This window comes from Xaviernesmea oryzae, assembly GCF_900109605.1.
GTDB classification, from domain to species: Bacteria; Pseudomonadota; Alphaproteobacteria; order Rhizobiales; family Rhizobiaceae; genus Xaviernesmea; species Xaviernesmea oryzae.
The window spans coordinates 41,126-60,527 of record NZ_FOAM01000002.1; the positions used below are offsets into that span (position 1 = coordinate 41,126).

Genomic DNA, 19,402 nt, shown 5'->3' on the forward strand with positions numbered 1-19,402 from the left:
TCTCATGCCGATCAACATCACGATGCCCGCCCTCTCTCCGACCATGGAGGAGGGCAACCTCGCCAAGTGGCTGGTGAAGGAAGGCGACAAGGTCAAGGCCGGCGATGTCATCGCCGAGATCGAGACCGATAAGGCGACCATGGAAGTGGAAGCCGTCGATGAGGGCACGGTCGCCAAGCTTGTCGTTCCTGCCGGCACCGAAGCCGTAAAGGTCAATGCGCTGATCGCCATTCTCGCCGAAGACGGCGAAGATGTCGGCGCGGCAGCTGCGGGTGGCGGCGCTTCGCCGGCCAAGGCTGAGGCGCAGGACGTCAAGTCCGATCAGGTCGCCGTCTCGGCAGCCGCACCGTCTTCCGAGGCTGTGGTTGCCGAGGGGCCGCGCGTCGGAAACGGTAGCCCGCGGTCCACGTCGACTGGCGATGGCAAGCGCACCTTCTCCTCGCCGCTCGCCCGGCGTCTGGCCAAGGAAGCCGGTCTCGACATCGCGGCGATTTCAGGCTCCGGCCCGCATGGCCGCGTGGTCAAGAGCGATGTGGAAAAGGCAGTTGCCGGCGGCGCCAAGCCTGCTCCGGCTGCCGCTGCCGCACCCGCTCCGGCGGCGACGCCTGCCGCTCCGGCCGCAGCACCCAAGGGCATGTCGGACGAGGCGGTTCTCAAGAACTTCGCCGAAGGCTCCTACGAGCTTGTGCCGCATGACGGCATGCGCAAGACCATCGCCAAGCGCCTGCAGGAATCCAAGCAGACGATCCCGCATTTCTACGTATCGCTGGATTGCGAACTCGACGCGCTTCTGGCCCTGCGCGCCCAGCTCAACGCCTCGGCGCCCGAGAAGGACGGCAAGCCGGCCTTCAAGCTTTCGGTCAACGACATGGTGATCAAGGCTCTGGCTTTGGCGCTGCGCGACGTTCCGGACGCCAATGTGTCCTGGACAGATAGTGCCATGGTCAAGCACAAGCATGCCGATGTCGGCGTCGCGGTCTCCATCCCCGGCGGCCTGATCACCCCGATCGTCCGCTCGGCCGAGCTGAAGAGCCTGTCCGCCATCTCCAACGAGATGAAGGACCTCGGTGCTCGCGCCAAGGGCCGCAAGCTGAAGCCGGAAGAGTACCAGGGCGGCACCACGGCGGTTTCCAACATGGGCATGATGGGCGTCAAGAACTTTGCTGCCGTCGTCAACCCGCCGCATGCGACGATCCTCGCTGTCGGCGCGGGTGAGGAGCGCGTGGTGGTCAAGAAGGGCGAAATGAAGATCGCCAATGTCATGACCGTGACGCTCTCGACCGACCATCGCTGCGTCGATGGCGCACTCGGTGCCGAACTGCTCGGCGCCTTCAAACGCTACATCGAGAACCCGATGAGCATGCTGGTCTGATGCCGAAGATCGGAGATGTGAATCTTCGATCTCAGCGCGTGATGGGCGACACAGGTCGCCCATCGACGACCCATTACAATCAGGGGATATGGAAGATGGCGTGCTTACTTTGCGGGGCGGAGTATGGCGCCAACGGGTGCGATTGCCACATTCGAAAGTGTCCGGCTTGTCAGGGCGGAAAGCCATCAGAGCCACTGCTTTAAATCTCTCGGTGGCTGGTGGATGGAATGGTGAAAATCTGTCTCTGATCCTATCTTTCACGAGTAGAGCGGCACTTCAGGGCTCGAAGGAGCGACGTGATGGCAAAAGAAGCTGAAAGCATGATCATCCCTCTGCTTCGCGATATGCGCGGCGAAATGGATCGGCGATTTGAAGAAATGCGCGCAGAATTTGCCGATGTCAGACAGCGCCTGGACAAGATCGAGAGTAGCCAGAAGACCATTCGTCAAGCCCTGACCGCCGATACCATGATGTCGAAATTCGTGACGGGCGATTTCGAGGAGCGGATCTTCGAACTCGAGCGCAAGGTCGAGGCGCTGACGAAGGGCCGTTGAATTGGCTGCGGATGCATTTGCAAGGGTTACAGCAGGCGCCGGAGGAGAGCGTGCGATGAAAACAGTCCTCTGCTATGGCGACAGCCTCACCTGGGGCTATGATGCCGAAGGCGCCGGCCGCCATGCGTTTTCGGATCGCTGGCCGAGCGTGCTTGCCTCAGCACTCGGACCTGAGGTGACCGTGATCGCCGAGGGTTTGAACGGCCGCACCACGGCCTATGACGACCATCTGGCCGATTGCGACCGCAACGGCGCGCGCATCCTGCCGACGATCCTGCACAGCCACGATCCGCTCGACCTCGTGATCATCATGCTCGGCGCCAATGATATGAAGCCGGTCATCTGCGGCCAGGCTTTTGGTGCGGTCATGGGCATGGAGCGGCTGATCGATCTGGTGCGCCATCATGCCTGGTCTGTTGATCGCGAGGAGGGGCCGGAAATCCTGATCGTTTCGCCGCCGCCGCTTTGCGAGACCGCCAATGCTGCCTTCGCCGCCATGTTTGCCGGCGGGGTCGAGCAATCGGCGATGCTCGCCTCGCTCTATCGCGACTTGGCGGATGAAAAGGGTTGCGGCTTTTTCGATGCCGGTTCGGTCGCTCGGACGACGCCGCTCGATGGTGTGCATCTGGATGCCGAAAATACCCGCGCGCTCGGCCGCGCTCTGGAGCCGGTGGCGCGGATGATGCTGGGGCTCTGAGGCCTTGATGTCAGGGCCGGCGGTCGTCAGCGGCTTGCCGGATTGGTGGGAATAAGCAGCATCGCGGCGGGTGACGCCGGCGATGCGACAGGAGCGGATTTGCCGCTCTTTCCAAAAGCTCCGCCAGCGCCGAAAAGGGGCCGCCGGCGGAAAAAGAACAACGTGAAGGAGTGGAAGCGCTCATGTCGAATGCCTATGACGTCATCATCATCGGTTCAGGCCCCGGCGGCTATGTGACCGCCATCCGCTCCGCCCAGCTCGGCCTGAAGACAGCAATCGTCGAGCGCGAGCATCTGGGCGGCATCTGCCTGAACTGGGGCTGTATCCCGACCAAGGCGCTGCTGCGCTCGGCCGAGATCCTCGACCATGCTAACCATGCCAAGAGCTTCGGCCTGACGCTGAACGGCACAATGACGGCCGAGGTCAAGGATGTCGTCGCGCGTTCGCGCGGCGTGTCGCAGCGGCTCAATGCCGGCGTCGGCTTCCTGATGAAGAAGAACAAGATCGACGTGATCTGGGGCGAGGCCAAGCTGACCAAGCCGGGCGAGATCGTCGTCGGCGCGTCGTCCAAGCCGGTCGTCCAGCCGCAGAACCCCGTGCCGAAGGGCACGCTGGCGCATGGCACTTATACAGCCAAGCACATCATCGTCGCCACCGGCGCGCGCCCACGCGCGCTGCCGGGCATCGAGCCGGATGGCAAGCTGATCTGGACCTATTTCGAAGCCATGAAGCCCGATTTCATGCCGAAATCGATTGTCGTCATGGGCTCGGGCGCCATCGGCATCGAATTCGCCTCCTTCTATCGCTCCATGGGCGTGGATGTGACGGTGGTGGAGTTGATGGCGAATATCATGCCGGTAGAAGATGCCGAGATCTCGGCCTTCGCCCGCAAGCAGCTGGAAAAGCGCGGCCTGAAGATCATCACCGAGGCCAAGGTCTCCAAGGTGGAGAAGGGCGGCAATTCGATCACCGCCCATGTCGAGACCAAGGACGGCAAGGTGCAGCAGATTACGGCTGATCGGTTGATCTCGGCTGTCGGCGTTCAGGGCAATATTGAGGGCCTCGGCCTGGAGACGCTCGGCGTCAAGACCGATCGCGGCTGCATCGTCATCGACGGCTATGGCAAGACCAACGTGCCCGGCCTCTATGCGATCGGTGACGTTGCCGGGCCGCCGATGCTCGCCCACAAGGCCGAGCATGAAGGCGTGATCTGCATCGAGAAGATCGCCGGCCTGCCGCATGTCCACCCAATGGACAAGGCCAAGATCCCCGGCTGCACCTATTGCAATCCGCAGGTCGCCTCCGTCGGCCTGACGGAAGCCAAGGCGAAGGCCGAGGGGCGCGACATCCGCGTCGGCCGCTATTCCTTCGCCGCCAACGGCAAGGCGATCGCGCTGGGCGAAGACCAGGGCATGATCAAGACGATCTTCGACAAGAAGACCGGTGAACTGATCGGCGCGCATATGGTAGGCGCCGAAGTCACCGAGCTGATCCAGGGCTTCGTCGTCGCCATGAACCTGGAGACGACAGAGGAAGAGCTGATGCACACGATATTCCCGCATCCCACGCTCTCGGAAATGATGAAGGAAAGCGTGCTCGACGCCTATGGCCGCGTGCTGAACGCGTAGGGCTTAAGGCAGAATATCGGCCGTCGGCGGCGACGGCTTGACGGCACAAGTCCGGAGCCCCACCTGGGGGCTGGGCTTGAAAGCCCTGATCTCGGCACAGCGGATGGATTGGCGGGGGAAGCCATGGAAGGCGTAGGCCTGTTCGGAACGATTATCGTCGGCGGTCTGGCCGGCTGGTTGGCGGGGATCCTGATGGATCTGCGCTTCGGGGTGCTGATGAACATCATCATCGGCATTCTCGGCGCCGCGCTGGGCAGCGCTCTTTTCGACAGGATGCACATCTTCATCATGCCGGGTTGGTGGGGCTATCTGGTCACGGGTTTCGTCGGCGCCTGTATTCTGCTATTTCTCGCAAAAATCGTGCGGCGCTGATCCCGGCGCCGCCGTCCGCCGCAGCTCATGCGGCGCTCGTCTTCGTTTTCGCGCCTCTCGGCGCCCTGAAAGCAGGTCTTCATGGTTACGATTCTGGATCGTACGAACCTGGCACCGGCATCGGCCGACGATGCCAAGCGTGTGCGCCACCCTGAGAAGGCGCATCGTCCCGATACGGAGGTGATGCGCAAGCCGGACTGGATCCGTGTGAAGGCGCCGACCTCCAAGGGTTATGTCGAGACCCGTTCGATCGTGAAGAGCCACAAGCTCGTCACCGTCTGCGAGGAAGCGGGTTGCCCGAATATCGGCGAGTGCTGGGACAAGAAGCACGCCACCTTCATGATCATGGGCGAGATCTGCACCCGTGCCTGCGCCTTCTGCAATGTTGCCACCGGCCGACCCAATGCGCTAGACCAGGACGAGCCGGAGAATGTCGCCAAGGCGGTGAAGCAGATGGGGCTCTCCCATGTGGTCATCACCTCTGTCGATCGCGACGATCTGGAGGATGGCGGCGCGGAGCATTTCGAGAAGGTGATCTGGGCGATTCGCGCGGCATCGCCGGCGACGACGATCGAAATCCTCACCCCTGACTTCCTCAAGAAGCCAGGCGCGCTGGAACGCGTGGTGGCCGCCCGGCCCGATGTCTTCAACCATAATATGGAAACCGTCCCCGGAAACTATCTGACGGTTCGCCCCGGCGCGCGCTATTTCCATTCCATCCGGCTGCTGCAGCGGGTCAAGGAGCTGGACCCGACCATGTTCACCAAGTCGGGCATCATGGTGGGCCTTGGCGAAGAGCGCAACGAAGTGCTCCAGCTAATGGACGACCTGCGTACCGCCGATGTCGACTTCCTCACCATCGGCCAATATCTCCAGCCGACCCGCAAGCACCACAAGGTCGAGCGTTTCGTCACGCCGGATGAGTTCAAGTCCTATGAGACGGTCGCTTATACCAAGGGCTTCCTGATGGTGGCGTCCAGCCCGCTGACCCGCTCCTCACACCACGCCGGTGACGACTTTGCTCGCCTGCGGGCCGCGCGGGCGCGCAAGCTGGAGGCGGCGGAGTAAGGTTGTTGCCTGCGCATGGCCAGAGCGTCATGCGTGCGGGAGGTACGTCAGGTTCTTTTCCATTCCTTTTCCTTCGTGTAAGTCTCGACTTTATTCGAAGGCCGGCTCAGCATCCTCGGTGATGCGGGCCTAGGGGATGGACTGGTCATCATGGCGGCAGAGACCCTGCTTGGTAAGCTGAAATCGGTGCTTCTGGCGCCCTATCATGGCTTGCAGATCTTCACAGGCACCAAGGACTTTCGCAGCCCGATTCTGGGCAGCGAGCGGCTCAACCGCAAAGGGCTGCATATCTGGCGTGTAAAGACAGCCTCGCGGCTCGCCGAATGGCGTCGTCGCCGGCTGAAGCATCTTCTACCGGAAGCAGAGCGCGCTTTCTTCGCGGAAAACGGCTATATCGAGCGGCGCAATCTGCTGGCAGAAAATGAGTTTCGCCAGTTGGTCGCGGAGGTCGAGGCACTACAGGCCCCGGCGCGCGAAATGCGGGAGGGTGGGGCCGTCACGCGACGCATTCCGCTGACGCCCGATGTGCTGACCCGCTCGCCCGCCCTGGCTGCTTTCATCAAGAACGAGGCTTGGACCGCTCCGATCCGCTACGTCGGCGGCTTCAATGTCGAGCCGGTTCTTTCGATCCAGACGATCTTCGGCGAACCCTCCGCCCGGCCGGGCGAGAAGGATCCGCAGACGGATCTGCATATGGACACCTTCCATTCCACGGCCAAAGCCTGGTTCTTCCTCTATGACGTGCCGGAGGACGAGGGGCCTTTCACCTATGTCGCCGGGTCGCATCGCCTGACCAAGCGGCGTCTTGCCTGGCAGAAGCGCATGAGCGTGCTGGCCGCCGCGCGGCACGGCGGCGGGGCCTTCCGCATTCCTGCCGCGCAACTGAAGCGGCTGCACATGCCGGCGCCGACCAAATTCGCCGTGCCCGCGAACACGCTCGTCGTGGGCGACACCTTCGGCTTTCACGCGCGCGGTCTGTCGGTGCGCAAGTCGATCCGTGTCGAGCTCTATGCCTCGCAGCGGCCCAATCCCTTCCTGCCCTTCATCCATCTCGATAGCGCCTGGCTCCCCTTCGTCAGCGGCCGCAAGGAGGTCATCTCCTGGTTCTTCGAGGATTGGCTGGTGAAGCTGAAGCTCCAGCGGCTGATCTGGCGGCCGGTCGGCCGCGTCTCAGCCCGGCAGACGGCGCCAGAACAAGGCTGAGCAGGGGACTGCCGCCAGCGCCTTATGCGCGTCTGCTCAAATGCGCTTGCCGTGTGAACGTGCGGCAGTAGACTATGCCGCCAGTGAAACGGTGGGTGGGACGGCAGGGATGACCGACCAGGAGCTGACAATCGAGCGGGCATTGTGCCTTTTGCCCGATGCCAAGCGCATTCTCGTCATGGGTTGTTCGGGCGGCGGAAAATCGACCCTATCGATGGCGCTCAGCCGCCGGTTCGATCTGCCCTATCTGTCGATGGACCGCGATTTCTTCTGGCTGCCCGGCTGGGTGAAGCGCGACAAGCGCGAGGAGCGGGCGTTGATTGCTAAGGCCGTTGCCGGCGAGCGCTGGCTGATGGACGGCACCGGCTCCTCCAGTCTGGATCTGCGGCTGCCGCGCGCCGAGTTTGTCATCTGGGTGCGCATGCCGCGCTGGCTATGCCTCTATGGCGTCTTCCGGCGCGGGTTGAAACATCGCGGCGGCACGCGGCCGGAAATGGCGCCCGGCTGCCCGGAGCGGATGCCCGACCGGGAATTTCTCTCCTACATCTGGCATTTCGAGGAACGGGTATCGCCTGGAATCGTTGAGGCGTTGCAGCGCTACGCGCCCGATTGCCCGGTTCTCATGCTGAAAAGCCGCGGCGAAACCGCGCGGCTGCTTGATCTTATTGAGAGCCCCGACTAACTGGCGTGCATGCCGAAGTTTGAAACGAAACGCGTTGTCCCGCACTCCCCGGAGCAGATGTTCGATCTCGTTGCCGATGTGGAGCGCTATCCGCAATTCCTGCCGCTTTGCGAGGCTCTGGCGGTGCGTTCCCGCAAGGAGCGCGACGGCAAGGAGCTTTTGATCGCCGACATGACCGTCGGCTACAAGGCGATCCGCGAGACCTTCACCACACAGGTGTTGCTCAACCGGGCCGAACACGCCATCGATACGAAATATATCGATGGCCCCTTTCGCTATCTCGACAATCGCTGGCGCTTCGAGCCGACGGCGGACGGCGGCTGCACCGTCAGCTTCTTCATCGATTACGAGTTCAAGAACCGAATCCTCGGCGCCCTCATGGGATCGATGTTCGATCGGGCCTTCCGCCTCTTCGCCGAAGCTTTCGAAAAGCGGGCCGACGCGATTTATACCAAGCCCTGATGGTGTCGTGACTCTGTCGGAAAACGCACTGTCCTGTCAGGCCAGCGGTCGTCTCTCGATGTAATAGCCATAGAGCGTCGTCAGCACCGAGATCGACAGCATGGTCGCGAACCAGTCATAGATCAGCACGCCGAGGATGCCTGTCGCACTGGAGACGAGCGAGAACAGGGTGGGGACGATCTGGGCGATGGCCAGCACGATCGTCGTGAGCAGCAGCACGCCGAGATAGGTTAGGCCCGCGCCACGCGTCTGGCGCCATATGTGGCCGAGCGAGATGGGTTCGCCCAGCGCCACGCCGGGCAGGGCAGTGCTCAGTCTCAGCAGGATCACCAGCCAGGCGAGAAAGACCGGCACGGAAAGCAGCCATGCCAGCAAAAGGCCCTGGCCGGCGCTTGTCATGATATTGCTGACCAGATCGCCCGCGAAGATCAGCACGAGCATCAAGGGCACGGCCAGCATCAACCAGCAGAAGACCGTGATGCCGAGCGCCCAGCCGAAATAGGCGGCGATACGCCGGCCGCGAAAGGTGGGCAGGAGGCTGAAGGGCTCGTTCAGCAGCACGAAACGATGCCAGGCGACGGCGATCCACAGGGTGAACAGCGCGCGCAGCACCATGATATTGGCGGCGGCAATGGCGTAATTGTCCATCCGCTCCAGAGCGGCGGCGGAGCGGATATTGGCGCTGGGGTCTTCGGCCAGCAGAAGAAGGCCCAGGCAGATCAGCGGAACCTGCAGCGGGCCGTAAATCATCACAGCCGCCCGCAGATTTCTAGTAATCAGCTGCAGTGAGTGGCTAAAAATCGTCCAGGACGTCAAGAAAATCCCCAACCCGGTGGCCGCGCCAGGATCGGCTCCGGTTCGGAGCGGGAGCGGTTGATGACATGCCAAGCTTGCGAAGCACTCACATCATCTCGCGGTGGCGCGGCGCAGGCTTTATCGCAAGTGCCCGCGCGCGATCTGGGCTTCGATGTTCAAGACATCGACGGCGCTGATCTGCCACGCACATGCGAAAACCTCGCGCCCGTCTTCCAGGCTCGGAGATCTTGTTAGGTCCTCTTGCAGAGGCACTATCATGTCCCGCTTTTCACTTCCAGAAGCATTCGTAAGGCAGTTTCAACTGTTGCCAGCCGAATACCATTGCGCCCGAGATCGCCATAGCGCATTTCGCGATGCAACTGAGTGCCGGCGCGCGTCGCAGCGGCAAGGTGAACGAGGCCGACAGGCTTTTGCGCGCTGCCGCCGCCGGGCCCGGCAATGCCGGTGACGGCGACTGCGGCGAAGGCCTGGGAGGAGCGAAGCGCGCCAGCCGTCATCTCCAGCGCTGTCTCGCGCGAAACCGCACCATGGCGGTCGAGTGTCTCTGGCTGGACGCCGATCAACTCACGCTTGGCGGCATTGCTGTAGGTGACGAAGCCCCGATCGACAACGGCCGACGAACCGGCGATGTCGGTCAGCGCCCCGGCGATCAGGCCGCCCGTGCAGGATTCGGCTGTGGCGAGCGTCTGTTCGTCAGCGCCGAAGGCGGCGATGACCTCGGCTGCGAGCGCGACAATGTCGTCCGGAAAGAGGCTCAACTTCTTGCGCCCGCCTGATAGAGCACGCTTGCCGTCGCAATGGCGGCGATACCCTCGCGCCGGCCAATAAAGCCGATCTTTTCGTTCGTGGTGGCTTTGACGGAGCAGCGCTCGATGGCAATGCCCAGCATGTCCGACAGCGCCTGGCGCATGGTCTCCCGGTAAGGGCCAACCTTCGGCGCTTCGGCGATCAGCGAGATATCGGCGTTGAGAATGACGCCGCCTTTCTCGCGTACGATCTTTGCCGCATGCTGAAGGAAGATGCGCGACGGTGCACCACGCCATTGCGGATCGGAGGGGGGGAAGTGGTCGCCGATATCGCCGGCGCCGCAGGTGGCGAGCAGGGCATCGGTCAGTGCATGCAGCGCCACATCGGCATCGGAATGACCCAGCAGAGCCTGGTCATGAGAGATGAAGACCCCGCACAGCGTCACCCCATCGCCCTCCACCAGCTGGTGAACGTCGTAGCCATTGCCGGTGCGCACATCGGGAAAGGCGTAGGGCTCGGGTTGCGCAAGCCGCTGGTCGGCCATGTCGAGATCCTTCTTCAGGGTCAGCTTGATATTTCCGGCATCGCCTTCGACAAGGCGCACGGCGAGACCCGCCCATTCCGCAATGCCGGCATCGTCGGTGAAGTCCGTTCGGCCTGTTTCCGCTGCCGCGCGGTGGGCGGCGAGGATGGCATCGAGCTCGAAGCTCTGCGGCGTCTGCGCGGCAAAAAGGCCCGCGCGCGGCACGGTGCCCGCGACGTGGCCGGCGCTGTCGCCCTTTTTCAGCGTATCCGCAACGGCGACTGCCGGAAGCACGGCCTGATCCCCGGCTATGAGGGCGGCCGCGCAGCGCTCCAGAAGGGCGTCGTCGAAAAATGGGCGCACGGCATCGTGGATCATGACATGGCGGGCGTCGGGCGCGGCAGACTTCAGCGCAATCAGACCTGCCAGGACGGAGGCCTGGCGCGTGGCGCCGCCGTGGATGGATGTCACCGCATGCGAAACGCCACTGGCTTCAAGTGCCGCGGCAAACAGGTTTTCGTCATCCGGGTGGATCACGCAGATGATGGTGCCTGTGCCGTGCCAGGCCGCAAAGCGGCGCAGGGTATGGCTGATGACGGGAGCGCCGCCGATCTGGCGATATTGCTTCGGCCCACCCTCCTGACCGGCCCGTTCGCCGCGCCCTGCGGCGACGATGACGATGCCGACGTCCTGCTGTTTCTTTGATTGCATGCTCTGTGCTAAGTCCCCGCCAGTCCAGTCCCGTCAGGCCCGAGCGCAACGGGCGCGGCCATCTATAGTGCAGGATCACGCGTGCTGGGAACCGAATTCGCCAGGGGTTTTCAGCCTTCGACCCACGACGATGTTCTGCGCGATGTGGTCGTTCGGCAGGCAGGCCGTTCACGCCGCTTTGGCAGGCAGAGGCACGTTGGCGGCGCAATTGCCGTGAAAATTGTCGAGAAGCCTGCAAAAGCGCTTGGCAACTCTTTTAATCTATGTCTAAAAATACGGCAAAATAAATATGTGCCTGAAAGATAATCACCCGAAAGAGCGATCGTTGCGCGTGCCGGATGTTTCCTCCCCCTTGATGGTGGGTCCAGTCAAGTTGCGGAACCGTCTCGTGCTCGCGCCGATGTCGGGGGTGACAGACCTGCCTTTTCGGCAGATCGCCTGGCGCTTTGGCGCGGGTTTGGTGGTGACCGAGATGGTGGCCAGCCGCGAGCTCGTTGGCCAGGCCCAGGAAAGCTGGGCCCGGCTGAAGAGCAGCGGCATCGCGCCGCATATGGTGCAGCTTGCCGGGCGCGAGGCGCATTGGATGGCGGAGGCCGCGCGCATCGTCGAAGGCGAGGGCGCCGATCTGATCGATATCAATATGGGCTGCCCGGCCAAGAAGGTAACCGGCGGCTATTCGGGGTCGGCGCTGATGCGCGATCCCGATCATGCGCTGCGCCTGATCGAGGCGACGGTCAACGCGGTCGCTCTGCCGGTGACGCTGAAGATGCGCCTTGGCTGGGACGAAACGACCCTGAATGCCCCTGAGATCGCCCGCCGCGCTGAGGCGGCCGGGGTGAAAATGATCACCATTCACGGCCGCACGCGCATGCAGTTCTACACCGGCAAGGCCGACTGGGATGCGATTCGCGCGGTGCGCGAAGCTGTTTCCGTGCCGCTGGTTGCCAATGGCGACGTGGCCACATCAGGCGATGTGGGCGAGATTCTCGCGCGCTCGGGGGCCGATGCCGTGATGGTAGGCCGTGCCTCGCAAGGCCAGCCCTGGCTGTCCGGCTGTCTTGCCGGGGCCACGCTGCCGCCGGCCGGGGAGGCGCTGTGCGCGCTCGTTGCCGAACATTACGAAGCCATGCTCGCCTTCTACGGCACCGAAGCCGGTCTGCGCCATGCGCGAAAGCATCTCGGCTGGTATCTCGACCGCTTCGCACCCGGCCTGGCGCCCACTGAGAAGGGCGCTGTCATGACCGGAACGGAGCCGAAGAGCGTCATCGCGCGGGTTCTGGCCGCCATTGCCGCAGCGCCGGAACTAGACCGGCCTGGCGAGAGCCAAGTGGAAAGGAATGTTGCCGCATGACTGACGCTGGCAGGAAGGACGGAGACGCACAGACCGATGACAGCCTGCCGATGGCGGTGCTGAACGCCATTCGCACGCCTGTGATCATGGTGGACGAAAAGGGTCTGGTCGTCTTTGCCAACTGGCAGGCCGAATCCTTCTTCGGCGCCAGTGCCAACACGCTCGCCCGCCATGCGATCAGCGCCTTCATTCCCTTTGGCAGCCCGCTCCTGACGCTGATCGACCAGGTGCGCGAGCGCCGGGCGGCGGTCAATGAATATCGCGTCGACTTAAGCTCGCCGCGGCTCGGCGCCGACAAGCTGGTGGATCTTTTCGTCGGACCCGTCGCGTCCGAACCCGGCTGCGTCGTGGTGGTGTTTCAGGAGCGCTCCATGGCCGACAAGATCGACCGGCAGCTCACGCACCGTGCTGCCGCCCGCTCGGTCACCGGTCTTGCCTCCATGCTGGCGCATGAGATCAAGAACCCGCTGTCGGGCATTCGCGGGGCCGCCCAGCTGCTCGAAACCTCTGTCGGAGACGATGATCGGGCGCTGACCCAGCTGATCTGCGACGAAACAGACCGCATCGTCTCGCTGGTCGACCGCATGGAAGTGTTTTCCGACGAGCGGCCTGTCGATCGTCATCCCGTCAACATTCACTCCGTTCTCGATCACGTGAAGGCAGTGGCCAAGGCTGGTTTCGCCCGGCGCATCAAGATCACCGAGAATTACGACCCGTCGCTGCCGGCCGTCTTCGCCAATCGCGACCAGCTGGTGCAGGTCTTTCTCAATCTGGTGAAGAATGCGGCGGAGGCGATCGGCGACAAGGCGGATGGCGAGATCATGCTGACCACAGCCTATCGCCCCGGCATCCGGCTTTCGGTTGCCGGCACGCGGGAGAAGATCTCGCTGCCGCTCGAATTCTGTGTCCATGACAATGGCCCGGGCGTGCCGGCCGACCTGCTGCCGCATCTGTTCGATCCCTTCGTCACCACCAAGACCAACGGGTCCGGGCTCGGCCTTGCGCTGGTAGCCAAGATCATCGGTGGCCATGGCGGCATCGTCGAATGCGACAGCCAGAACCACCGCACCACCTTCCGCGTCCTCATGCCGGCCTCCAAGGGCAGGGCGGAGGAGGCCGAACCGATCAGCGTAAAAGGACCCTCCCGATGACAGGCGCCACGATTCTCGTCGCCGACGACGACGCCGCCATCCGCACCGTCTTGAACCAGGCCCTGTCGCGCGCCGGCTACGACGTGCGCATCACGTCGAATGCGGCCACGCTCTGGCGCTGGGTCTCGGCCGGCGATGGCGATCTCGTCGTGACCGATGTCATCATGCCCGATGAAAACGCCTTCGATCTGCTGCCGCGCATCAAGAAGGCCCGCCCGGACCTGCCGGTTCTGGTGATGAGCGCGCAAAACACCTTCATGACGGCGATCAAAGCCTCAGAAAAGGGCGCCTACGACTATCTGCCGAAGCCCTTCGACCTGACGGAGCTGATCGCCATCATCGGCCGGGCCCTGGCCGAGCCCAAGCGCAAGCCCGCCAAGGTGGAGGAGGACCCGCAGGACGGCATGCCGCTCGTCGGCCGCTCCGCCGCCATGCAGGAAATCTACCGCGTGCTCGCCCGCCTGATGCAAACGGACCTGACGCTGATGATCACCGGCGAATCGGGCACCGGCAAGGAACTGGTGGCCCGCGCGCTGCATGACTATGGCAAGCGGCGCAATGGCCCCTTCGTTGCCATCAACATGGCGGCGATCCCGCGCGACCTGATCGAGTCGGAACTGTTCGGCCATGAGAAGGGCGCCTTTACCGGCGCGCAACAGCGCTCCACCGGCCGGTTCGAGCAGGCCGAAGGCGGCACGTTGTTCCTGGACGAAATCGGCGACATGCCGATGGATGCGCAGACCCGGCTGTTGCGCGTGCTGCAGCAGGGCGAATACACCACCGTCGGCGGACGTACGCCGATCCGCTCCGATGTGCGCATCGTCGCCGCGACCAACAAGGACCTGAAGCAGTCGATCAATCAGGGCCTCTTCCGCGAGGATCTCTACTACCGGCTGAACGTCGTGCCGCTGCGCCTGCCGCCCTTGCGCGACCGGGCGGAGGACATTCCCGACCTCGTGCGCCACTTCGTCACCCAGGCCGAAAAGGACGGGCTCGACGTCAAGCGCTTCGACAGCGAGGCCCTCGAACTGATGAAGGCCTATCCCTGGCCAGGCAATGTGCGCGAGCTGGAAAATGTGGTGCGCCGTCTCACCGCGCTTTATCCGCAGGATGTCATCACTCGCGAGATCATCGAGGCGGAACTGCGCTCGGATATTCCCGACAGTCCGATCGACAAGAGCAGCGGGCGCACGGGCATGCTCTCCATCTCCCAGGCGGTGGAGGAGAACATGCGGCAATATTTTGCCAGCTTCGGCGACAACCTGCCGCCGCCGGGTCTGTACGACCGCGTGCTGGCGGAGATGGAATATCCGCTGATTCTCGCCGCATTGACGGCCACGCGCGGCAACCAGATCAAGGCCGCCGATCTCCTCGGCCTCAACCGCAACACGCTGCGCAAGAAGATCCGCGAACTCGGCGTCTCGGTCTATCGCTCCTCGCGCTCGGCCTGAGATATCTGCCGAGGAGGCCAAGCAGGCGGCGGTTCAGCCGCTTGTTCGCCATGGTTTCCGGCGCGTGTTGGCCGTTCTTTCCAGTCTTCCTCTCCTTATGCCGCCACGCCTGCGCAGGCTCGGCCGCGCGAGCCTGCTTGACTTCGCCATCCGCAGCGTTGCATTTTAGCCACAATCCGTTGATTAGACCACGATCTCGCCTTATGGGATCCACGGACGGTTTATCCGCGACACGTGCCACCCGCCTTTCCGGTGATCCAAGCCGGTGGGATGACGGCCTGATTTGCCTTGTGTCCTGACGCCGGATGCCGGGAGGCGAGGCGGCCAGTCGGGCGATGAATCTGATGGTGCCGCGCGTCTTCGGGAAAAGGACGACCTGCTGCACCACCCGGCCTGACAGATGGCGTCGTGAGAGTGCCTGACGGAATCGAGACAGAAACGGCCAGCGCATCTCACGCGGGCCAAGGCAGGCGCAGGCTTTGGCTGGATGGGCGAAGCGGCGGCGAAGGAAGTGCTGGAATGGTGGATGGGCTTGCAGCGTCGACAGGGCAGCAGGAGGGCATGGCGAACGGCCAGGATCGCCGCGCGTCCTTCGCGCTGCCGGGGGTCGTGCTGGCCAGTGGTGCCCTGTTCTGCGCCATTGCCTCGCTGCTGATCCTGCTCGGCCTGACGCCGATCGCGCCTGAGCGTAACATCGTCATCGCCTCGGTGGCGGTCAATGCCGTCTTCGTTATCGGGCTTGCCTATCTCATCGGCCGGGAAATCACCCGGCTCCTGCGCGCGCGCCATCGCGGCCGGGCGGCGGCGCGTCTGCATGTGCGTATCGTCGCGCTGTTTTCCATCGTGGCGATTACCCCGGCGATCCTGGTGGCGATCTTTGCCTCGATCACGCTCGATGTCGGGCTCGACCGATGGTTCTCGCTGCGCACGCAGGCCATCGTGCGCTCCTCGCTCGATGTCGCCCAGGCCTATGTGATGGAGAATGCCAGCTATCTCCAGGGACAGACGGCTTCGATGGCCAATGATCTCGAGCGCAATCGTCAGCTCTACAGCCTCGACCGGACGGGGTTCATCGAACTGATGACGCGCCAGGCGCGGGCGCGCGGCATGCTCGGCGCCTTTCTGGTGCGCAAGGATGGCAGTGCCATTCTTCAGGCCAATATCCCGACCGAGCGGCCGTTGCCGGCGATCCCCAAGGATGCGCTGGACACCACGGTCGCCGGCCAGCCGACGCTGATCCCGCCCGGCGTCACCAACCTCGTCGGCGCCATCATCCCGGTCGACAACATCCCCGGCACATTCCTTTACACCGTCCGTTCGGTCGATCCGGCCGTGATGCGCGCCATGCGGCAGATGGAGGAGAATGCGGCCGAATATTCCAATCTGAAGGCCGGCCGCGCCTCGCTGCAATTGGCCTTCGGCGTTCTCTATCTCGGCTTCGCTCTGATCGTGCTCTTGGCGGCGATCTGGACGGCGATCGCGGTGGCCGACCGGATCGTCCGGCCGATCCGGCTCCTGATCGGCGCGGCGGATGCCGTGGCCTCGGGCAATCTACATGTGGTGGTGCCGGTCCATGCTGTGGATGGCGATGTCGGCAGCCTCTCGCGCACCTTCAACAAGATGATCGTGCAGATCCGCACCCAGCGCGACCAGCTACTGGAAGCCAAGGACGAGATGGACAATCGCCGCCGCTTCATCGAGGCGGTGCTCTCAGGCGTCACCGCCGCCGTCATCGGTGTGGAGGAAGACAGGCGGATCACCATCGCCAATCCATCCTCCGAGGATTTCCTAGCCCGGCCGGTAATCGACATGGTCGGCGAACGGTTGAGCGACGTGGCGCCGGAGATCGATCAGGTGCTGAGCGAGGCGGCGAGCCGGCCGCGCGCGGATTACCGCCGGCAGATCAACATCATGCGCGGCGGCACCGAGCGCACGCTCAATGTCCAGGTGACGCGCGAGGAAAGCCATGACGCGAAGGAGAGCTATGTCATCACCATCGATGACATCACCGACCTCGTGATCGCCCAGCGCTCCACCGCCTGGGCCGATGTGGCGCGCCGAATCGCCCATGAGATCAAGAATCCGCTGACCCCGATCCAGCTCTCGGCCGAGCGACTGCGCCGGCGCTATGGCCGTCAGATCGCCGAGGACGGCCGCCCGGTCTTTGACCAGTGCATCGATACGATCGTGCGCCAGGTCGAGGATATCGGCCGCATGGTGGACGAATTCTCCGCCTTTGCCCGTATGCCCAAGCCGACCAAGGAGCGCAGCGATCTGCGCGCGATCCTGAAGGACGCCGCCTTCCTGCGCGAGATGGGCAACAACCACGTCCAGTTCCAGCGCGATCTCGGCGACGAGCCGCTGGAGGGCCTGTTCGATGCCCGCATGCTCGGCCAGGCCTTCGGCAACATCATCAAGAATGCGGTGGAGGCGATCGAGGCGCTGCCGGCCGATGCCGAGCGTGGCGCGCCGAAGATCCTGGTGCGCGCCCGGGCCGATGCGGCGCGCAATCTCTATAGCGTCGAGGTGATCGACAATGGCAAGGGCCTGCCGACCGAAAACCGGCACCGGATCCTGGAGCCCTATATGACGATGCGCGAGAAGGGCACGGGGCTCGGCCTCGCCATTGTCAAGAAAATCATAGAAGACCATGGCGGGCAGCTCGAACTGCACGATGCGCCCGCCGATTTCGACGGGGGGCATGGGGCGATGATCCGCGTGCTCCTGCCTCCGGCAACGGCCGAGGGCGCCGAACAAGAAAATAAGGACATCCGGCATGGCGGCTGATATTCTGGTTGTGGACGACGAGGAAGACATTCGCGAGATCGTCTCCGGCATCCTCTCCGACGAAGGCTACGAGACGCGCACGGCCTTCGACAGCGACAGCGCCCTGGCGGCGATTTCCGACCGCGTGCCGCGCCTGGTGTTCCTCGACATCTGGATGCAGGGCAGCCGGCTCGACGGCCTGGCGCTGCTCGATGAAATCCATGCCCGCCATCCCGAGCTGCCTGTGGTGATGATCTCTGGCCACGGCAATATCGAAACCGCCGTCTCGGCCATTCGCCGCGGCGCCTATGATTTCATCGAAAAGCCCTTCAAGGCAGACCGTCTCATCCTGATCGCCGAGCGCGCGCTGGAAACCTCCAAGCTCAAGCGCGAGGTGTTCGAGCTGAAGAAGCGCTCCGGCGACCCGGTCGAGCTGATCGGCACCTCGGTGGCCGTCTCGCAGCTGCGCCAGACGATCGACAAGGTATCGCCCACCAACAGCCGCATCATGATCCTTGGCCCCTCCGGCTCCGGTAAGGAGCTGGTGGCGCGGATGATCCACCGCAAGTCCAGCCGCGCCAATGGTCCTTTCGTCGCGCTCAATGCGGCCGCGATCACGCCCGACCGGATGGAGGTGGCGCTGTTCGGCACGGAGGGCACGCCCGGTCAGCCCCGGCGCATCGGGGCGCTGGAGGAGGCGCATGGCGGCATTCTCTATCTCGACGAAATCGGCGAAATGCCCCGTGAGACGCAGAACAAGATCCTGCGGGTTCTCGTCGATCAGCAGTTCGAGCGTGTCGGCGGCGCCAAGCGCGTGAAGGTCGATGTGCGCATCATCTCGTCGACCGCCTATAATCTCGAAAGCCTGATCGCCGAGGGGCTTTTCCGCGAAGACCTCTATCACCGCCTGGCGGTGATCCCCGTTCGCGTGCCGCCGCTGGCCGAGCGCCGGGAGGACATTCCCTTCCTGGTGGACATGTTCATGCGCCAGATTTCCGAGCAGGCCGGCATCCGTACACGCCGAATCGGCGACGATGCGCTGGCCGTGCTCCAGGCGCATGACTGGCCGGGCAACATCCGCCAGCTGCGCAACAACGTGGAACGGCTGATGATTCTCGCGCGGTCTGATGGGCCCGATAGCGTCATCACCGCCGATATGCTGCCGACCGAGGTGGGCGACAGCCTGCCCAAGATCTCCGCCCAAGGCGACCAGCATATTATGACACTGCCGCTGCGCGAAGCGCGGGAAATGTTCGAGCGCGACTATCTGATTGCGCAGATCAATCGTTTCGGCGGAAATATTTCCCGCACGGCAGAATTTGTCGGTATGGAACGCTCGGCGCTGCACCGAAAGCTGAAGTCTCTCGGTGTCTGAAACCTTACCGCAGTGCGTCTTTCTTCTGGACGGTCTGTTGCCGGCTCGTTTTCACGATTGCGGAGGTAACTCCGATTTGATACCAAAATGCCCACATGCCGGACAGGGGCTGGGCCGGACATGATTTTTCATTTTGGAACAACCGGTTGCCGGACCGGCAAATAAGAAAGCAGCGGCGCTATGGCGGAACGTTCTCAAAACTTGCAGGATCTTTTTCTCAATACCGTCCGCAAGCAGAAGATCTCCCTGACGATTTTCCTGATCAACGGCGTGAAACTGACCGGGGTGGTTACGTCTTTCGATAATTTCTGTGTGCTTTTGCGCCGTGACGGCCATTCGCAGCTGGTGTATAAACATGCGATCTCGACGATCATGCCCGGCCAGCCGGTGCAGATGTTCGAAAGCGACGACAGCGCGTCCTGACGGGATCTGGTCTCATTACCAAACGCGATACGAAATCTTCCTCCATCATT

The 19,402-nt window shown here is 63.3% G+C and carries 19 protein-coding genes; 16 read left to right on the forward strand and 3 right to left on the reverse strand.

Features of this window, described 5'->3' with window-relative positions; genetic code table 11:
- The first annotated feature begins 4 nt into the window (after positions 1-4).
- The 9 genes from BMX61_RS01935 to BMX61_RS01980 all read left to right on the forward strand — a co-directional run bounded on the left by BMX61_RS01935 (position 5) and on the right by BMX61_RS01980 (position 8,038).
- Entirely contained in the window at positions 5-1,372 is a 1,368-nt protein-coding gene (locus BMX61_RS01935) for a pyruvate dehydrogenase complex dihydrolipoamide acetyltransferase (protein WP_075627827.1), read from the forward strand.
- A gap of 299 nt (positions 1,373-1,671) precedes the next feature.
- The gene (locus BMX61_RS01945; protein ID WP_075627825.1) at positions 1,672-1,926 is read left to right on the forward strand and encodes a hypothetical protein; all 255 of its coding nucleotides are present in this window, start codon (positions 1,672-1,674) and stop codon (positions 1,924-1,926) included.
- Positions 1,927-1,981: 55 nt separating this feature from the next.
- Positions 1,982-2,623: an SGNH/GDSL hydrolase family protein gene (locus BMX61_RS01950; protein ID WP_075627824.1), complete on the forward strand. Its 642-nt coding sequence runs from the start codon at positions 1,982-1,984 to the stop codon at positions 2,621-2,623.
- A gap of 182 nt (positions 2,624-2,805) precedes the next feature.
- Positions 2,806-4,251, forward strand: coding sequence for a dihydrolipoyl dehydrogenase (lpdA, locus tag BMX61_RS01955; protein WP_075627823.1), 1,446 nt, complete (start codon positions 2,806-2,808; stop codon positions 4,249-4,251).
- 123 nt (positions 4,252-4,374) lie between these two features.
- Positions 4,375-4,623 carry a GlsB/YeaQ/YmgE family stress response membrane protein gene (locus tag BMX61_RS01960; RefSeq protein ID WP_075627822.1) on the forward strand — a complete coding sequence of 83 codons (249 nt, stop codon included), beginning with the start codon at positions 4,375-4,377 and terminating at the stop codon, positions 4,621-4,623.
- An 81-nt stretch (positions 4,624-4,704) separates the two neighbouring features.
- Positions 4,705-5,691 carry a lipoyl synthase gene (lipA, locus tag BMX61_RS01965; RefSeq protein WP_075627821.1) on the forward strand — a complete coding sequence of 329 codons (987 nt, stop codon included), beginning with the start codon at positions 4,705-4,707 and terminating at the stop codon, positions 5,689-5,691.
- Positions 5,692-5,841: 150 nt separating this feature from the next.
- Positions 5,842-6,894 (forward strand): phytanoyl-CoA dioxygenase family protein, encoded by a 1,053-nt coding sequence (locus BMX61_RS01970; RefSeq protein WP_075627820.1) that lies wholly within the window; start codon positions 5,842-5,844, stop codon positions 6,892-6,894.
- Positions 6,895-7,003: 109 nt separating this feature from the next.
- Positions 7,004-7,576 (forward strand): P-loop NTPase family protein, encoded by a 573-nt coding sequence (locus BMX61_RS01975; protein WP_075627819.1) that lies wholly within the window; start codon positions 7,004-7,006, stop codon positions 7,574-7,576.
- Positions 7,577-7,585: 9 nt separating this feature from the next.
- Positions 7,586-8,038: a type II toxin-antitoxin system RatA family toxin gene (locus BMX61_RS01980; RefSeq protein ID WP_075627818.1), complete on the forward strand. Its 453-nt coding sequence runs from the start codon at positions 7,586-7,588 to the stop codon at positions 8,036-8,038.
- Positions 8,039-8,074: 36 nt separating this feature from the next.
- On the opposite strand, the gene BMX61_RS01985 is transcribed toward BMX61_RS01980, so the two are convergent.
- The 3 genes from BMX61_RS01985 to BMX61_RS01995 all read right to left on the reverse strand — a co-directional run bounded on the left by BMX61_RS01985 (position 8,075) and on the right by BMX61_RS01995 (position 10,835).
- Positions 8,075-8,788 carry a hypothetical protein gene (locus tag BMX61_RS01985; protein WP_075627817.1) on the reverse strand — a complete coding sequence of 238 codons (714 nt, stop codon included), beginning with the start codon at positions 8,786-8,788 and terminating at the stop codon, positions 8,075-8,077.
- Between the two features lie 320 nt (positions 8,789-9,108).
- On the reverse strand, positions 9,109-9,612 hold the full coding sequence (locus BMX61_RS01990; protein ID WP_075627816.1) for a CinA family protein: 504 nt from the start codon (positions 9,610-9,612) through the stop codon (positions 9,109-9,111).
- The gene (locus BMX61_RS01995) at positions 9,609-10,835 is read right to left on the reverse strand and encodes a bifunctional 2-C-methyl-D-erythritol 4-phosphate cytidylyltransferase/2-C-methyl-D-erythritol 2,4-cyclodiphosphate synthase (RefSeq protein WP_075627815.1); all 1,227 of its coding nucleotides are present in this window, start codon (positions 10,833-10,835) and stop codon (positions 9,609-9,611) included. Before BMX61_RS01995 ends, BMX61_RS01990 begins: the two co-directional genes overlap by 4 nt.
- A gap of 81 nt (positions 10,836-10,916) precedes the next feature.
- Between BMX61_RS01995 and BMX61_RS24215 the strand changes: the two genes are divergently transcribed.
- The 7 genes from BMX61_RS24215 to hfq all read left to right on the forward strand — a co-directional run bounded on the left by BMX61_RS24215 (position 10,917) and on the right by hfq (position 19,352).
- Positions 10,917-11,141: a hypothetical protein gene (locus BMX61_RS24215; RefSeq protein ID WP_139198860.1), complete on the forward strand. Its 225-nt coding sequence runs from the start codon at positions 10,917-10,919 to the stop codon at positions 11,139-11,141.
- Positions 11,125-12,186 (forward strand): tRNA dihydrouridine synthase DusB, encoded by a 1,062-nt coding sequence (gene dusB / locus BMX61_RS02000; RefSeq protein WP_075627814.1) that lies wholly within the window; start codon positions 11,125-11,127, stop codon positions 12,184-12,186. Before BMX61_RS24215 ends, dusB begins: the two co-directional genes overlap by 17 nt.
- Complete coding sequence (locus tag BMX61_RS02005; RefSeq protein ID WP_075627813.1) at positions 12,183-13,337, forward strand: two-component system sensor histidine kinase NtrB; 1,155 nt, start codon at positions 12,183-12,185, stop codon at positions 13,335-13,337. The genes dusB and BMX61_RS02005 overlap by 4 nt, the downstream gene beginning before the upstream one ends.
- A complete protein-coding gene (ntrC, locus tag BMX61_RS02010) occupies positions 13,334-14,788 on the forward strand; it encodes a nitrogen regulation protein NR(I) (protein ID WP_075627812.1) in 1,455 nt (484 codons plus the stop codon). Before BMX61_RS02005 ends, ntrC begins: the two co-directional genes overlap by 4 nt.
- 519 nt (positions 14,789-15,307) lie before the next feature.
- Positions 15,308-17,575 (forward strand): sensor histidine kinase NtrY-like, encoded by a 2,268-nt coding sequence (locus BMX61_RS02015; protein WP_075627811.1) that lies wholly within the window; start codon positions 15,308-15,310, stop codon positions 17,573-17,575.
- On the forward strand, positions 17,565-18,929 hold the full coding sequence (ntrX, locus tag BMX61_RS02020) for a nitrogen assimilation response regulator NtrX (protein ID WP_075627810.1): 1,365 nt from the start codon (positions 17,565-17,567) through the stop codon (positions 18,927-18,929). The genes BMX61_RS02015 and ntrX overlap by 11 nt, the downstream gene beginning before the upstream one ends.
- Positions 18,930-19,109: 180 nt before the next feature.
- Positions 19,110-19,352, forward strand: coding sequence for an RNA chaperone Hfq (gene hfq, locus BMX61_RS02025; RefSeq protein WP_075627809.1), 243 nt, complete (start codon positions 19,110-19,112; stop codon positions 19,350-19,352).
- Positions 19,353-19,402 lie beyond the last annotated feature (50 nt).

Coding starts and splice junctions, on each gene's coding strand:
- BMX61_RS01960 (WP_075627822.1), top strand. CDS start 4,375: ATGGAAGGCGTAGGCCTGTTCGGAACGATTATCGTCGGCGGTCTGGCC.
- BMX61_RS01945 (WP_075627825.1), top strand. CDS start 1,672: ATGGCAAAAGAAGCTGAAAGCATGATCATCCCTCTGCTTCGCGATATG.
- BMX61_RS01980 (WP_075627818.1), top strand. CDS start 7,586: ATGCCGAAGTTTGAAACGAAACGCGTTGTCCCGCACTCCCCGGAGCAG.
- BMX61_RS01995 (WP_075627815.1), bottom strand. CDS start 10,835: ATGCAATCAAAGAAACAGCAGGACGTCGGCATCGTCATCGTCGCCGCA.
- ntrC (WP_075627812.1), top strand. CDS start 13,334: ATGACAGGCGCCACGATTCTCGTCGCCGACGACGACGCCGCCATCCGC.
- lipA (WP_075627821.1), top strand. CDS start 4,705: ATGGTTACGATTCTGGATCGTACGAACCTGGCACCGGCATCGGCCGAC.
- BMX61_RS01935 (WP_075627827.1), top strand. CDS start 5: ATGCCGATCAACATCACGATGCCCGCCCTCTCTCCGACCATGGAGGAG.
- BMX61_RS01970 (WP_075627820.1), top strand. CDS start 5,842: ATGGCGGCAGAGACCCTGCTTGGTAAGCTGAAATCGGTGCTTCTGGCG.
- BMX61_RS01985 (WP_075627817.1), bottom strand. CDS start 8,788: ATGATTTACGGCCCGCTGCAGGTTCCGCTGATCTGCCTGGGCCTTCTT.
- ntrX (WP_075627810.1), top strand. CDS start 17,565: ATGGCGGCTGATATTCTGGTTGTGGACGACGAGGAAGACATTCGCGAG.
- dusB (WP_075627814.1), top strand. CDS start 11,125: ATGTGCCTGAAAGATAATCACCCGAAAGAGCGATCGTTGCGCGTGCCG.
- BMX61_RS02015 (WP_075627811.1), top strand. CDS start 15,308: ATGGTGGATGGGCTTGCAGCGTCGACAGGGCAGCAGGAGGGCATGGCG.
- hfq (WP_075627809.1), top strand. CDS start 19,110: ATGGCGGAACGTTCTCAAAACTTGCAGGATCTTTTTCTCAATACCGTC.
- BMX61_RS02005 (WP_075627813.1), top strand. CDS start 12,183: ATGACTGACGCTGGCAGGAAGGACGGAGACGCACAGACCGATGACAGC.
- BMX61_RS01975 (WP_075627819.1), top strand. CDS start 7,004: ATGACCGACCAGGAGCTGACAATCGAGCGGGCATTGTGCCTTTTGCCC.
- lpdA (WP_075627823.1), top strand. CDS start 2,806: ATGTCGAATGCCTATGACGTCATCATCATCGGTTCAGGCCCCGGCGGC.
- BMX61_RS01950 (WP_075627824.1), top strand. CDS start 1,982: ATGAAAACAGTCCTCTGCTATGGCGACAGCCTCACCTGGGGCTATGAT.